This is a genomic window from Peribacillus sp. NPDC060253, assembly GCF_042727425.1.
Taxonomy (GTDB): Bacteria; Bacillota; Bacilli; order Bacillales; family DSM-1321; genus Peribacillus.
Window position 1 is genome coordinate 16,794 of record NZ_JBHXAS010000056.1, and the last position, 15,657, is coordinate 32,450.

The 15,657-nt window shown below is 35.9% G+C and carries 13 protein-coding genes; 8 read left to right on the forward strand and 5 right to left on the reverse strand.

Features of this window, described 5'->3' with window-relative positions:
- The first annotated feature begins 172 nt into the window (after positions 1-172).
- The 5 genes from ACFWE9_RS15355 to ACFWE9_RS15375 all read left to right on the forward strand — a co-directional run bounded on the left by ACFWE9_RS15355 (position 173) and on the right by ACFWE9_RS15375 (position 6,847).
- Positions 173-1,381, forward strand: coding sequence for a Ger(x)C family spore germination protein (locus ACFWE9_RS15355; protein WP_230162572.1), 1,209 nt, complete (start codon positions 173-175; stop codon positions 1,379-1,381).
- 422 nt (positions 1,382-1,803) lie between these two features.
- Positions 1,804-2,913: a GerAB/ArcD/ProY family transporter gene (locus ACFWE9_RS15360; RefSeq protein WP_377357531.1), complete on the forward strand. Its 1,110-nt coding sequence runs from the start codon at positions 1,804-1,806 to the stop codon at positions 2,911-2,913.
- A gap of 723 nt (positions 2,914-3,636) precedes the next feature.
- Complete coding sequence (locus ACFWE9_RS15365; protein ID WP_230162568.1) at positions 3,637-4,581, forward strand: sporulation protein; 945 nt, start codon at positions 3,637-3,639, stop codon at positions 4,579-4,581.
- Between the two features lie 275 nt (positions 4,582-4,856).
- Positions 4,857-4,994: a metal ABC transporter solute-binding protein, Zn/Mn family gene (locus tag ACFWE9_RS15370; RefSeq protein WP_356715508.1), complete on the forward strand. Its 138-nt coding sequence runs from the start codon at positions 4,857-4,859 to the stop codon at positions 4,992-4,994.
- A gap of 881 nt (positions 4,995-5,875) precedes the next feature.
- Positions 5,876-6,847 (forward strand): acyltransferase family protein, encoded by a 972-nt coding sequence (locus ACFWE9_RS15375; RefSeq protein ID WP_377357534.1) that lies wholly within the window; start codon positions 5,876-5,878, stop codon positions 6,845-6,847.
- A gap of 310 nt (positions 6,848-7,157) precedes the next feature.
- Here the strand turns inward: ACFWE9_RS15375 and tatA are convergent, their stop codons facing one another.
- From tatA to ACFWE9_RS15390, 3 genes are all read right to left on the reverse strand, one after another.
- Positions 7,158-7,409, reverse strand: a complete 252-nt coding sequence (gene tatA, locus ACFWE9_RS15380; RefSeq protein ID WP_230162565.1) for a twin-arginine translocase TatA/TatE family subunit — start codon at positions 7,407-7,409, stop codon at positions 7,158-7,160.
- A gap of 224 nt (positions 7,410-7,633) precedes the next feature.
- Complete coding sequence (locus ACFWE9_RS15385; RefSeq protein WP_230162563.1) at positions 7,634-8,803, reverse strand: ZIP family metal transporter; 1,170 nt, start codon at positions 8,801-8,803, stop codon at positions 7,634-7,636.
- A 15-nt stretch (positions 8,804-8,818) separates the two neighbouring features.
- Positions 8,819-9,835 carry a multicopper oxidase domain-containing protein gene (locus tag ACFWE9_RS15390; protein WP_377357536.1) on the reverse strand — a complete coding sequence of 339 codons (1,017 nt, stop codon included), beginning with the start codon at positions 9,833-9,835 and terminating at the stop codon, positions 8,819-8,821.
- A 700-nt stretch (positions 9,836-10,535) separates the two neighbouring features.
- Here ACFWE9_RS15390 and ACFWE9_RS15395 point away from each other — a divergent pair.
- Entirely contained in the window at positions 10,536-10,748 is a 213-nt protein-coding gene (locus ACFWE9_RS15395; RefSeq protein WP_377357538.1) for a hypothetical protein, read from the forward strand.
- A gap of 35 nt (positions 10,749-10,783) precedes the next feature.
- Here the strand turns inward: ACFWE9_RS15395 and ACFWE9_RS15400 are convergent, their stop codons facing one another.
- The gene (locus tag ACFWE9_RS15400) at positions 10,784-10,987 is read right to left on the reverse strand and encodes a DUF2000 family protein (RefSeq protein ID WP_377357540.1); all 204 of its coding nucleotides are present in this window, start codon (positions 10,985-10,987) and stop codon (positions 10,784-10,786) included.
- A gap of 494 nt (positions 10,988-11,481) precedes the next feature.
- Between ACFWE9_RS15400 and ACFWE9_RS15405 the strand changes: the two genes are divergently transcribed.
- Entirely contained in the window at positions 11,482-12,309 is an 828-nt protein-coding gene (locus ACFWE9_RS15405) for a MerR family transcriptional regulator (RefSeq protein ID WP_230162555.1), read from the forward strand.
- Positions 12,310-12,440: 131 nt separating this feature from the next.
- Positions 12,441-13,529 (forward strand): agmatine deiminase family protein, encoded by a 1,089-nt coding sequence (locus ACFWE9_RS15410; RefSeq protein WP_377357544.1) that lies wholly within the window; start codon positions 12,441-12,443, stop codon positions 13,527-13,529.
- A 469-nt stretch (positions 13,530-13,998) separates the two neighbouring features.
- Here ACFWE9_RS15410 and ACFWE9_RS15415 read toward each other — a convergent pair whose 3' ends face one another.
- Positions 13,999-15,234, reverse strand: a complete 1,236-nt coding sequence (locus tag ACFWE9_RS15415; RefSeq protein WP_377357542.1) for an IS110 family RNA-guided transposase — start codon at positions 15,232-15,234, stop codon at positions 13,999-14,001.
- Between the last annotated feature and the right edge of the window lie 423 nt (positions 15,235-15,657).

Consider the following 15,657-nt stretch of genomic DNA (forward strand, 5'->3'; position numbering starts at 1 on the left):
ACAATAGATAAGCTGATGATGCTCATCCCTAGAAGAAAAGTCAACATACGGTAGTTCTTTAATTTCAACGTTTGATCAAGAGCGAAGATGGGTTAAAAATGAAATCGTCACTTTAAAATAATCCGTAATAAACCAAATAATAGAAAAAAATCGAGCGAAAGGACTTTAACCTATGAAACGGAACTTTACAATGCTTATCGTGCTGATTGTATTTCTATTATTCACTACGGGTTGCTGGAATCGTCGTGAATTAAATGAACTTGCTATTACGCTGGCCATAGGGTTGGATATTACAAAGAATGGACAATATCTCGTAACCGCCCAAGTAGTAAATCCAGCTGAAGTAGCTGGGAAGGACAGTGGAGGTACCGGCCTTTCACCCGTCATCATCTATCAGGCCACAGGGAAAACCGTATTTGAAGCTTTCCGAAAAATGACAAAGGAATCCCCAAGGAAAATTTATCCTTCACATCTACGAATACTAGTGATTGGTGAGTCATTAGCAAGAGAAGGCATTGGAAAACCGTTAGATCTTCTCTCAAGAGACTGGGAAGTGCGATCAGATTTTTATACCGTCGTAGCTAAGGGAATGAAAGCAGAAGATATCCTGAAGGTACCAACAGCTATAGAAAAAATACCTGCCAATAAAATGTTTAGTACCCTTTTAGTTTCAGAAAAAGCATGGGCAGGTACAAGTGCCGTTACATTAGATGAATTGATCGCGGGTATGGTAAGTGACGGAAAAAAACCGGTGTTAACAGGAATCCAAGCAGTTATAAAAGGTAATGAAGAAACTTCTTTGAGCAAACAGAATGTAGAAATGATTGATCCCCCTGCTCGAATAACGTATGGAAACCTAGCTGTATTCAAAAAGGATAAATTAGTCGGTTGGTTAGATGAAAAACAAAGTAAAACGTATAACGTCATTACAAATAAGGAGAAAAGTACAGTTGTGAATATACCGTGTCCTAAAGGCGGAAAAGCTGTGTATGAAGTGAAAAAGTCAAACACGGAATTGAAAGGTAAGATAAAGAATGGAAAACCTGAAATAGATCTAAATGTTAGTGTGGAAGGCAATGTAGGTGAAGTAGAGTGCCATATCGATTTAACAAAACCAGAAACGATTGAAAAATTAGAGGAAATTTATGAAAAAGAATCGAAGGAATTTTTCAAAAAGGCAATAAAACAGGTACAGGAAAAATATAACGTAGACATTTTTGGATTTGGTGAGGCGATTCATCGAGCTGACCCTACAGCCTGGAAAAATCTCAAAAAAGATTGGGATAAAAATTTTGAGAACTTACCTGTACATATAAAGGTACAAGGAGAAATCCGGCGAGTCGGTACGGTTGGTAATTCATTCCTGGAAAATATAAAATAATTGGTTGGTTTTATACAATGAATGGGGTTACATTTGGACAACTTAGAATGCCCACTCCAATAATCTTGGAAGCAGCCATTCTAAAATCCTTGTGTGTTTGCTATCGAAATACGCTTCGCTCCCACTTTAAGATGGTAGGCTACTCGCCCACCACCCAGCCAAAGTAGCACGGATTGCACTAAAAAAGTCAACCTCCCAACCTTCGAATCCTGGAATGCTCCCTCGCCGATAGGCAGGAACAAAGTTTGGTTAGTTCCATACCAAGAGTGTCTTTGGTTAGATGAGTCCGTCAACACCTTACTGCTCCCTTCGGTGCGCTACCATTGACCGACGCCAAATGTTGCAGCACTCCTAAAGCTAGAGTTTATTCTAACAAAACAAGGTCAACAATAGGGGAATACCCATTGATAGGATGTTGAATTATGATAAAAGATATTAAAATTAGTGCTCGGCAATTTTCAATATTAGTTATTTTATTTTCTATAGGTACGACCATCTTGGTGATTCCTGGAAGTCTGGCTCAAGAGGTAAAACAAGATGCTTGGGTTGCAGCTGTAATCGGTGTAGGCATAGGTTTATTGCTGGTGGCTTTATATATATATCTAGGCAGGCTGTTCCCCACTATGACACTTGTTGAAATCAATGAAACAATTTTCGGCAAATGGTTAGGTAAGGCAGTTTCTCTTACGTTTGTTTTCTTTTCACTTTACTCCTCTACAGAACTATTGTTTTATGTTGGTAATTTCTTGACGACACAGATCATGCCGGACACCCCTATTGAAGCGATCCATATTCTTTTCGCATTCATCTTAATTATGGGAATTCACCTTGGTCTTGAAACGTTGGCACGAACTGGAGAAATTTTATTTCCTTTCATTATTTTTTTATTCGTAATTCTAGTGGTATCAGTATTATTATCTCCAGATCAATTGAAGTTTGAAAACATACAACCCGTATTTGAAACAGGATTAAAACCGATGATACGGGCTGTTTTTCTTTTTACAGGTGTTTTTTCTTTGCCTTTGATTGTTTTATTAATGATTTTTCCTGTTTCAGTGAATCAACCAAAAGTAGCTGAAAAAAACTTTTTTTTCGGAATTCTAATCGCCGGAATCATTTTAATCATCCTTATCGCTTTAACTATTTTAATTTTAGGTGCTGATAATACCGCCAGACAGATGTATCCAAGTTATGCTTTGGCTAGGAAGTTAAACGTAGGGGATTTTTTGCAACGGATAGAAGCCATAATGGCCATCATATGGCTTTTCACAATTTATTTTAAAATGGCGTTATATTTGTACGCATCCGTTATCGGTCTTGCACAAACGTTGAAAATGAACAATTATCGCCCACTCACGCTACCTTTAGGGATGATCGTGGTTTCGCTTTCCTTAATTATACATCCCAATGTCGCCCATTTAATCACATTTGACAAAGAAGTTTGGCCGCTATACGTTTCAACGTACGGACTTGTTCTTCCATTATTGTTATTAGCAGTCAACGCATTCCGGAAAAAAAATAAAAAACATTAGCGAATACGGTTAAGGTTCTCTTTCCAAAGTAGTAGCACTGATCTCCTGTACTCTGAAAAAATGGCTTTAGGATACTGCTAATAATTTGTTAAATTATTTAACTAAGTAATAAGCTTGTTCCCATTAAATACATTACTGTTGATATATTAAACAAAAGAAATAAGGGCCTGAAACATGCTCCTTTGCATGTCTTTTTCCATTAACCCACTCGTTCGTTGAAGAAAATAAATTTTTGGACTAATTTGTAATAAATACAATTGAATATCGCGTTAGATAACTGAACCCACTCCAATTTACATTCCATTCATTTATAGACATCTTCCAAAAGTAATTAAATCCAATTTCATTTATAAAAAAGCTCGTCGCTGTAGTACTAGGATAAAAAATAGTAAACAGGCTTGTGTGATTTCTTAACAAATAACCTCCTACAATCCAAGGAAAGATAAACCCAATGATAATATGAAAAAGCATATTCCCCCCTGTTTATTGTGAAATCTTCTTAACTATTTTGTCCATCTAGTGAAAACTATAACATCGATTAACAAAGCCTAGTTATTAGTTAAATTATTTGAAACTATTTTCATTTTTCGACGTATTAATATCAGAGTATAATTTAGAATTCTCAAGAAATACGAATAGATTTCTTGTCATTTTTTATTACGCCCCATTTTACTTACATATTCTTAAGACGGTTTGAGATAATCTCGAAAGGAAGAGGAAAACATGTTCAAAAAAATTTTAGCAAGTTTAGGAAAAGGAGCCGCAACTGTAGATTTACAATGTGACAATCGTAATTATCAAGCGGGAGAAAACATCCAAGGGGAGGTTATTATACAAGGTGGTGAGGTGGAACAGAAAATCAATCAATTGACTGTCCGACTCATGATGAATGTGGTATTAAAACAAGGAAGCGTTTCGAAGGAAGTTGCCCATATACCATTAGTTAATCGAGACCGTATTCTCTCCAAAGAACGTAAGGTCATCCCTTTTCATTACGTCCTACCAACGAATATTCCTATTTCAAGGGGGACTGTCTCATACTATCTGGATACACATCTTGATATTGAGGGTGGGTTCGACCGCAAAGATGTAGACAGGCTAGTCATCCAATCCCAGGAATCTATCCAATCCATTTTTAATGCAATGAGCCAACTAGGTTTTCGGGAAACAGCCGACTCGGGTAAACTCGACCAATATGGACAGGAATTTGCTTTTTTTCCCACTCAACAATACTTGGGACAGGTAAATGAAGTTGAAATGAGGTTTGCCAATGAAGAATCAGGTATCCGGGTATGGATGGAAGTTGACTGTAAAAGCGGCTACAAGGAAATTGAAGCAAAACGTGAATTTCATTTAAATCAAAATGTTCTTGAGCATGAAGCCGAACTTGAAAAACTACTTGGAAAATATATATCAGAAGCTATTGAACAGCCTTATGCTTTTTCACAACCGTTTTCTTATTCAACAAACCATCAACAAGTTCATACTTCCCAAATGGGAAATGCTATACCTGGTATGATTGGTGGATTAGCAGTGGGTGTTTTAGGGACGATGTTATTAACTGAGATGATGGAAGGTTTTGATGTTGAGGAAATGTTTGAAGAAGCAACAGAGGATTTTGATGGAGGATTTGATGCATTTTTTGATAATGGGGATGGAGAATCTTAATTAAGCTAATAGTAGTCATTATCCTAATTGATCCAATCTAATTAGATGGTTTTTTCTAGGAAAATAAAAAAACAAGCAAAGTTTCATAAATGCCTGAGTATCGCTTGCTTTTTGTTGTTTGGTTCCCATGTGAATAGTTAAATCGTAAGTATTCTCTATATAAAAATTGATGCCAAATCATAAACACAAACCATAACTTTCGACTGTTATCCTTTTTATTTGCGACATGTTCCTGTTATAAGTTGATTATTCTTGTTTATTAAAAAGGTAATCTGTTGGGCTGGACCGGATTAAATCAAATAGGAATTAGCCGACTTTCTCCTACAGATGAGCCTTCGCAAAAACAAATGGTGAAATTAATAGACACTGTAAAAAAGGATAATATCGAGTATATTTTCTTTGAAGTAGCGTAACGAATAAAATTGCAGAAATAGTAAAAATGAAGCAGGCGTAGAAGCATTGACGTTGCACAATCTAAACTCATTTACCGATGAAAATATAAAGAATGACGAAGGTTGCTTTGTTATAATGAGGCGGAATATAGAGGCTCTAAGAAAAGCTCTAAATTAAAAAGGGGCATTCTATTCTTTTTAACATTTTATAGGAACTAGCTATTGGTTTAGTTACACTATGTGATGTAACAATAAAAATTAGAAACCTTTACCCAATCAGGGTAAAGGTTTTTATCAATTAGATAGAAAAGCGATAGGGGTTGAAACGTACTACAGCTGTGAAGGAGTTCAAAGATGCTCGCCTAACTCTTAATGATTGTTCACATTTGTTATTTACAACTCACGCTTTCTTCTTAATTTTGTAATGTTAATGTAAATTCAAGTAAATATCTGTGTCACTCTAGGGTGATATAATAAAGAAAAAGAGAATTTATTGGAGGTTACCTTAAATACGTTGTCAAAAAAAGTGCAGATGTCACTTTCCAAGAGCATGCGGATATTTATTTCGGGGATATTCAATTCCTACATAGATCCACATCCAGTCTAAGTATTAGCTAAAAGTTATTAGAAAAAAGATAGTTAGGAGCTAAAAGAGTTTAATAGAGAAAACGGCCAGATCTTTTTAAAAAAAGAGACTGGCTGTTATTTGTTTTTTTTCGTAATCTACCCTTAATTATGATTCCTCATTAGCAAGATGGAATCAAAGAAGGGGGATGCATTCTAAGGTTATAAATCTTTTTGTAAAGTTTTTTTGTATGTGCGAAGATTAAAAATTTACCAGGTTGAATTTGACTATCAGGAGATATAATTAGTAAGTTGCATCATAGGGGGCTGGAATTTTTATGAAACGTGATCCTTATTTTGATAATGCGAAAGCCATTTTAATCATACTAGTAGTTTTGGGACACACATTAGCTAGAATGGTAGCAGAAAACGAATGGATATTAACTGTTTATTTGTTTGTTTTTTCATTCCATATGCCAGCTTTTATTTTAGTATCGGGTTATTTTTCAAGAAAGATGAAAAGTAAAAGGGACCTCTGGGTACTGATAAAGAAAATATTAATTCCCTATATAATATTCCAGGTGATTTATACTTTATATTATCAGAAGTTATTTAATGAACCACTTGAATTTACGATTCTAACTCCAAGATGGGCATTATGGTTCTTAATAAGTTTATGTTGTTGGAACTTATTTTTGCTAGTATTTTCCTCAAGGAAATATGGACTTATTTTTTCAATAATTGTATCTTTAATAATTGGCTACATTGGAGAAGTAAATGAATGGTTAAGTTTGTCGAGAACATTCTTTTTCTTTCCTTTCTTTTTAGTCGGTCATTTTTTAGAAAGAAAACATTTTGATTGGGTTAAAAAGAAGAGTAATGCCATAATAGGCTGGGTTGTACTAGGATTAATCTTTTCCGGTATTTATTTCTTTGGTGACATTACATGGAGAGAGTGGCTTTATGGCCGTTTAGGCTATGAGGAATTAATGGAAGGTTCCATTGCGTTCGGTTTTATATATAAATTATTCGTTTATTTATTAATGGGAGCAGCAACTTATTGTTTTCTTTGTATTGTACCTAGAAAACATCTATTCTTTACTGAAATAGGATCCATTACATTAGTTATATATCTTTTTCATATGTTTATTTTAGAATATGTTTATAACTCATTTATTTATGATTGGATCAAAGAGAGTGGCCAATATTATGTTTTATTAGTCATACCTGTAACTATTATATTTTTATTATCAAGAAAACCGATTCTTAAAGTGGAATGTTTGTTTGTTGGAATAAAAATGAAAACTTAGATGGAAAGATACTGTAACGGATTAGGTGAAGGTGATCAAGAAGCTAATCATTTAATGTGGATAATAATGTTCATAAAAAATCCTGTTGGGTATGCAACAGGGTTTTTCCATCTTCAACTAAAGGGGCAGGTTAGCAGAAGAAAAACAAGGATAGATTATGCCTATCTATTGTCGTATCAGATTAAGAACATAAGGAGTGTTTGAAAGGTGTTTGTATTTCTACATGGATGGATATTAATGTTGATATTCTAAAAATCAAAAAGCAGTAACAGTTTTAATTATTAGGCATTGCCTCATCTTTTTTTATCAATTAAAGTTGATTTTTGATTGAACCCAAAAGTGGATCACCTGATTTATCCTGCTTCTTTTCAACATTCGTTAACTCAGGATTTTCCTCTTCCTCTTTATCTTCATTAGATACTAATCCCTTGGTCGCACTCTTGAATTCAGTTAAAGTACGTCCAAAGGCCCGACCGATTTCCGGCAGCTTTTTAGGTCCAAAAATAATCAAGGCAATGACAAGTATTAAAATTAAACCGGGTATACCTATACTTTGAAGCATTTTATTTCCCCCAAGTAATTAAATTTTGTAATTCTTTTAGACTTATGATCATTTTTAGAATAACTTCAGTAAAAAAAATCTTTTAAATCCATCTTCTTACCAAGTTTCATCACCAATGACGCTCCTTTTAATTAGTTTTAGCAGCATTGGTTAATTTTTAATTCAACAATAGCTCTAACAAGTTCGGGGATTGTTTATGGGTCCAAACAATAGTAAGGCATCCCTTAATATTTCACAAAAAATGCAGTAAAGTACATGATTAATAGTCCGATCGCGAATCCAGAAAGGTTTAACCATGAAACAGATGCTTCATTATGTTTTCTATGATCTTCAATGAGCATTTTCGTTATTACATAAATTACTTGAAGAATTGCTCCTGCTCCAATACCTAGGAACAAAGCTCCCAAAATTGGTGAGAAGATGAATCCGCCAACCCAAGTACCTACAATGGCGGGTGCACCTGCGATGACCCCCAGTAAAAGAAAGTCCCTGAATCGAGGTGTGGTCTTTAATAAAGGAGCAGCTATTCCAATCCCTTCCGTAATGTTGTGAAGGGTAAACCCGATGATTAAAAAGGTCCCTAAAGCAGCTTCACCTAGTGCAAAGGAAGAACCAATTGCCAACCCTTCACCAAAGTTATGAAGTCCTATTCCGGTAGCCATCAACAAAGCCAGACCAAAAGGAGAATATCCTTTCTTTTCTTGTTTTCTTTGTTGATACTGATCAAAACCGATTAATAATAAGAAGGTTAAGGAAGCCCCAATTATGACAATCATATTTCCCTGAAAGACTGAAGGAGCTTCTGCACCAATTTCGAACCCATCAGCCAGAGTCCCAACAAATAAGAATAAAAGGAGCCCAACGGTAAGGGCAAGAATCCCATTTATAGATTTTCGTGAGAAACGTTTCATAAAGGGATACCACAACAACCCCAATGTAATCGGGACAATTCCAACGTAAAATCCGATTAAGCCATAATTAAGAAAGTTGCTCCAGTTGGTTTCTGGAGTGAGTGTGGCAGCTGCTACTTCGCCTTCCGTGATTATCCCATTCTCAGTGATTAACTTAATTGTATGTGGGTCACCTTCCACCCATGGGTAAGAGATGGTCACCTTTCCCTCGTCAAATCGTTCAAGTTTTGCTTGAGGAGAGACAGTGTAATTCCACACCGAATCATTAACCATCACTTGAGAAATCGTTAAGGGTTTGGGTCCGGTATTACTGACAGATAGTTCGAAACCGATTTTAGTTACCTTGATTCGTTCTATGTTCAAGACTTCTATCGGTGCTGCAGGATCTTTTTCTACACCTGCTCCATTCTTCAGCACCCATCCTAGCACCCCTATAAGTAATACTAACGGTATTAAAACAGTAATTAACCATTTGCTCTTCATATTATCCCTCCTTTTTTACTCGACCTCAAAGAATCCCATCCACCCTAACTCAGCAAATTCACTTACATGGGCATGAAACATATATGTTCCCTTGTATGGAAACCGAACTTCAATAATTCCACGTTCTCCCTGACATTGCATGATGGTATCTGTGAACTGAGAGGGGTTATCGTTTCTCCCGGTTGGATAATACGTAAAGTAATTCGCATGCAAGTGAAACGAATTTAATAAGTCGAATTCTGTTAAATTACTTAGATAGATCCTTACGAGTTGATCTTTTTTGATTTTAATAGGGTGATTCATAAATGCGAAGGCATAGCCATTCACCGTATAAAACTCGTTTTCGCCGTCTAAATCCAAATCAAAGCCATTCATAACCATATTTAACTCTATTGCCGGCTCTCTTGGCTTCTTTGGATCAATAATAAAATTACCGTATAAGCCTTTATGGATATGACGAGCTAGGGGGAGTACATGGCAATGGTAAATTTGTAATCCGTATGGCTTTGCTTCAAATTCGTACGTGAATTTTTGTCCAGGATAAATGGAAGTTAAACCGTCCATCTCTGGAGGATGGATTCCGTGAAAATGAATGGAGTGGGGATGGCTGCCCTTATTAATAAAGTGAAACCGCAAAAGGTCCCCCTCGGTACAACGAAAAGTTGGTCCTGGAATAGTTCCGTTATAAGTCCAGCCTGGAAATTTAATTCCTTTGGCAATTTCAATTTCTTTATCAATTGCCTCGACTTCATATTCCCGGAGTGTTTGCCCGTTTGGCAACTTGGTAACTTTTCCATAATCAAACTCAGTAAGGAGCCGTTCTGCCATTTTATAACCTGTGGTTTTTGTTTTATCACTCATATTTGCATGATTGGAGTGATTACCATGCTTGTGAGACGAATCATTGGATGCCTGAGCCACAGTTGGAAATTGTGCCACTTTATTTAAGTAATAAGATCCAGCTATCCCAAACGCACCAGCAGTCCCCATCTTTAAAATATCTCTGCGGGAAACCTTTTTCTCATTAGACATTACTTGACCCCCTTCTAAAAAGTTTCCTTTAGGAAACTTTTTGTTGTATAAGCTATACTTTAAGTTAAATACAAGTTTTATGTCAACTCTTTTTTTCAGAATACTTCGTATACGTTTATACGAACGTACAAATCCGCGAGAGGCGTATGGATAATTCTGGCATCTATGCTAATTTTTTAGCTTATTGTTTATTTGGAGTACACCTTTACTTACAGATAAAATCTCAAGAAAATGAAGATGCAGGATTGTTCTTTTAAAGTTGTTCAGGGTAGATTCATACCCCTGTTTGAAAAGGTACACTTTCTCGAACGATGGAGTTTCTTCTAATACAAAGCCGTTATAAACGTTTGTGAAATGCGTTGATTTCAGTTGATTTTAAAAGGGGAGTTTTTACGTATTGTAGTTTGTTAACCCTCTAATGGATAACAGCAGGAATTATCCACTTGACTTTGCTTGAGGTACAGAGAACCTTAGAGTTTTTAATTGGTTAAGAAAAGGACCAGTAAATGAATGACCAGTAATACGTGCAAAATAGCACTTAAAATAAGTGCATATTATCAAATAAAGGAACTCTTTATTACACATTCCAGCGGTTAAATGGTCTCGTAAATTAAAAATAATAGACTTACAAAATAAATAAATAATGATTCCATACATTTAAATGAGTTGGAAAGTTCCCTCCAAAGAATAAGGAATAAGAATGGCCGAAAATCAATTTGATTTTTCGGCCATTTTAATATTTGAAAATGTGAAATTTAAGAATTATTTTTCTACAGATGCAATGATGTCTTCAGCTAAAAGTTTAGAACCACTGGCACCTTTTAGATATTTCAACGTTCCTTCACTAGACCAATCAAATATCGTTAGCCTACCCACTAATGTTTTACTGGTTAGAAACAAAGTTATAATTTGAAGGAATAATTTTATTGCCGGCTCTAGCTAAAGCATTTAACAGACTATACCAATTAAATCTGATTGGGTACCTGCGATTCCTGAAGTTAAAAAAGCAGTCACATTTAGTTTCTGCAACGTTTCTAAATCTTCGTGTAAAACAATTACAAATTTTGTGTCGAACAGGTTGTTTACCTCCTTAAATATATAACTAATTAATTGCGTTGCAGTAGTCTCCTGGGCATGACCAGTCACTTGCATGTTTCAAAGTAATATCGATAAACATTGATAAAGCTGGGGAAATCCACTTGTTTTTGTGATAAGCAACTTGATAAAACTAAGCCTAAACCTAACTGAAAGTAAAAACATACCGTATTGATGGTTTAAAACAAAGATTAACCGTTTATGGGGTCCAGCCAAAATTTTGACGAAAATATACGCTAAGCCCTCGCTCATGTCCGGCTTGGCGTTTTTTCTTATTTTAAGTTGGTCCGGGATGGTAAGCCAGACCAACCGGTCATTCAATCTCTTGTTCTTTAAGTGGACGCAATGAATTAAGAGACGTATTCTGTCTGAAAGTGAACTTGTTTTCGCCTAAAAAGTTGATATGTTACCATCCAAGTGACGAAATATGGTTTAGTAGTTCTTCCTGGAGCTTACCTTGCTTTTTGAGAGAGGCTATTGATATCATAAGCTCAAGACGATTTACTACCGAGCCAATTGCCTAAAAAATATCAGCACACTAAGGGAGAAATATGTACACAATCAGCAGATTTTCTCAGCTTTGCAAAATGAGTGCTCGCATGTTACGACACTATGACAAGGAAGAACTTTTGAAACCAGTCCATGTAGATACAACAAACGGGTACAGATATTATGAGAAGAGTCAATTAGAAACGGCATTACTAATCAAGAAACTGAAAGAATATAGATTTTCCCTGCCAGAAATTAGAACCATCCTTCAGTCGTCAGACAGTACATTGTTTATCGAAATGATACACGCGAAAATAAATGAAATATCAAACGAGTTGAATCGATATAGACAGATCATTGCAGAAATGCAAGAGATGATTGAAAAAAAAGTGGATTTAATACGAGGAGAAAGAAGATCGTATGATATATTGCTTGGAATGCGAAATGAAATTAGTGTAATAAGTCAAAGGTTGCAGATTAAAATTGCTGACATGGACAGGTACATTGATTCCTTTTACGATAAGGCGGAAGAAAGTAGTATTCAGTTACTTGGTGTTCCGTCTGCCATTTTTTTTGATGAAGAGTTTACCCCTGACCACAGCGATATTGAATTAATGATTCCGATCATTCATAGAAATGAAGAAAAAATATCAAGGGAATGGCAAATAAAAAAACTCCCCCAAAAGATTATTGCTACTACCTTGCATATCGGAAGTTATGATTATATTGGATACGCACATATGGCACTTGAAGAGTGGACAGAAAGTAACGGCTACTCTTTGGATGGTCCGCCTTATGAAACCTACTTGAAAGGTTCAGAATGTGACTGTCATGTAGAGGAGTATGTGACGCAAATTAGCTTCCCCGTCATCAAAAAAGCAATGCAATAATTGCTTGACCTTGACACTATGTCAAAGCTTATTCTACTTCCAAGAGAAAGTTATCACAACATAAGGAGATCTTGGATATGAAAAAGATAATTGTACTTTGCACAGGGGCTGTATTAACGACTGGGATCATAATGGGAGGGTGTAATCCAAGTAAGGTTGAAGAGAGTCAATTCGTGAAAAAACAATACGTAGGTAAATACACAATGCCCGATGAAAGCAGCAAACATGAAGGTACGTGGTTGCAATGGCCTCATACCTTTACATATGGTAAAGGCTATGAAGAAAAGGTTGAACCAATTTGGATCGAGATGACAGCTGCCCTGAGCGAAGGAGAAAATGTTCATATTATCGCCTATGATGAATATGAAAAGAACTATATTTATGATCTTCTGTATGATGAGGGCATAAATATGGCCAAAATTGACTTCTATATTGTTCCTACTGACGATGTATGGGCAAGAGATACAGCACCAATTTTTGTATACGATAAAGATAACAATTTAAAACTCATGGACTGGGGATTTAATGGATGGGGTAAGAAAACGCCATACAAAAAAGATGCATTAATACCAAGTGTTCTTAGTAAGCAGTTAGGTATGGAAAGAATTAATCTAAATAGTGTTGTACTTGAAGGTGGAGCATTTGAACTAGATGGTAATGGTACCTTTTTATCGACACGTAGTGCTGTTACTAATAAAAATCGAAACCCTAATTTATCAGAAGCAGAAATTGAGGAGTATATAGAAGAAAATCTTGGTGCTACCAACTTTATTTGGTTAGATGGCGTACCAAACCTAGATATTACAGATTTTCATATTGATGGTTTTGCTAAATTTCATGATAAGTCTACAATCATAACAATGAAAAAAGATGATTTAGAAGAATGGGGTGTCTCAAATAAGGATATTAAAACATTAATGAATGCAAATAATGCCTTCGACAAGCCTTATCAGTATGTGTATTTACCAATCAGTAAAAATAATGTAATTTTAGATAATGGAAAGAATTTGGGATACAAAGGTTCATATATAAATTTTTATATTGGGAATACAGTTGTATTAGTTCCGAATTATAATGATCCTAATGACAAAAAAGCAAACGATATGATCAAAAAACTATACCCTAATCGTAAGGTAATTGGTATTGATGTAAGGGAGCTTTATAAAGATGGTGGTATGATTCATTGTGTTACACAACAACAACCAGTCAATTTAAAGTGATTGAGTTTGTTGCAGCGAATCTCAACATATTTGCAAACTATGCCACCATTACTATTCCATTTATTAATATTGTTTATTTGCCACTAGGGACAGTTTTGCAGGTATTACCCCTAATACACAAAATACCGGTAAATCCTTAGCGTTTAGGATACCGGTATTTTATCTTCAGTATGTAGCTTAGCGTATATTTTCGTTAAAATGTTGGCGGTACCATTTTATAAAAAAACAACAACTGAAACTTTATTCCAAACCTACACTTATACCAGCTAAAACACTAAACACTACAATAAAAGATAGTTAAAAGGACTTATAAGCTGAATTTCTTATAGAACTAAACCAGCCAATAGTTTGTCAACATTTTTCAATAAACACTTAAAATTTTTCATGTTATACTAAATTTGCGTATGCCAAATAACCTTCCAAGGTTCTGTGTTTGGAAAGTTTTGGACTGTTTAGTTATACTTTAAAACTAGGCTAGATCTTGGAAAGTCGATTTGCTTTTTAAAAGTGCATAAATCCAATGTAAGAATTTATTGGCACATGCTATCACAGCTACTTTAAAGGGCTTTCCTTCCTCACGTTTCTTATCATAAAACTCTCGTAATCTCTTGTTACGAGGAATGATTTCATCTGTCGTTTTCTTTTTGCGACAATCACGAATGGCACATTTTACAGCCATATACAAGGCGTGTCGTAGCCTACTAGAACCTCTTTTGGTAATCCGATTTAAAGTACCTTTGAATGTACCAGATTCAAAGACACTTGGATCGATTCCGGCAAATGCAACCAGTTTCTTAGGGTGATTAAACCGATCAATTTCCCCAATTTCAGAAATTATCGTGGCTGCGATTTTTTCACCGATACCAGGGATCGATCGGATAATCTTACACTCTTCAATACCTTTTGCTAAAGCATCTATCTCATCTTCAAGCTTGGATAGATGCTTTTTGTATTCAAGAAGCATATTAATATACATATCCAGGCTTAAGATCAGACTATGATATAAGTTTTTCTGAAATGGATTTTGAGCTGCGGCGGCCATCAGTTTTTCTGCCTGACTGTCTGCCCATTTTTGCGAACGACTTTTACATAATTCCTTTATTTTCTTGGCGATTGTCTCTTCACCAGTATCTATGATTTCTTCTGATGTAGGAAATGCTTGTAAAGTTAGTAAAGAAACATATGAATGTAAGTCCCCAAAAACCCCATGGTATTCAGGAAACACTTGATCCAGAACTGCTTGAAATTGTAATTTAGTTTGTACAAACATGCCTGTAATATTTCCGTGCTGTCTTGTAAGGTTACGTAAGTTTAAGAGCTGGATTCCTCGCTGTTTATAAGGCTCTAAGTCCTCTTTATAATACAGCTCGCAGAGATGACGAGCGTCAATGACATCTGTCTTTACCTTGCGTAAACTAGAACTCTTAGCTCGATACGATATGAGTGGATTTACGATAATCAATAAGTACCCTCTATCCTCGAAATACTGGACAACTGGTGTATGATAATGTCCAGTGGATTCTAATACAATGGGAGGCCGTCCCCCGGATACATTTTCTACTTCTCTAATAAAGTCAAGAAGACTAGCTAACCCTTCAAGAGTATGTGCTACTTTAAAGCCTTTTTTGTAAGGCTGCTTTTTATCCAAGAAAGCTTGAACCTGACTTTCCCCTTTTGCCACATCCAGACCAACTACTGGATTCATAAATTATCTCCTCCTAATATAAAATCACCGGTACCCCAATTCCTTCTTGCAGTATCATAGCTTCGCTTGTTATACGAGATCATAGTCCCAACCAGCCTCAATCATGTTTCTACAAGTAGGGGGCGAACTGTTTAGTTGACGGGATCAAGTCCCACAGGTGCGGACGTTCTACCCCGGCTACGGTTATCATATATCGATATAAAAAATGGTCAACCAGAAATATTTTCTGGATGACCTTATAATACGAACAGGTGCGTTAGCTGAAAATCAGAGCTGTCTTTAAGGCAGCTCTTTCGTGCGCCCGGCATGGGTGCAATCTATAGGGTGCGAGTCCCGAACCATGAAGGCAGTAGTAATGGTTAGCTTAATGCAAGGGTGTCCATGGTGACGTGGAATCTGAAGGAAGCAAGCGGCAAACCTCCG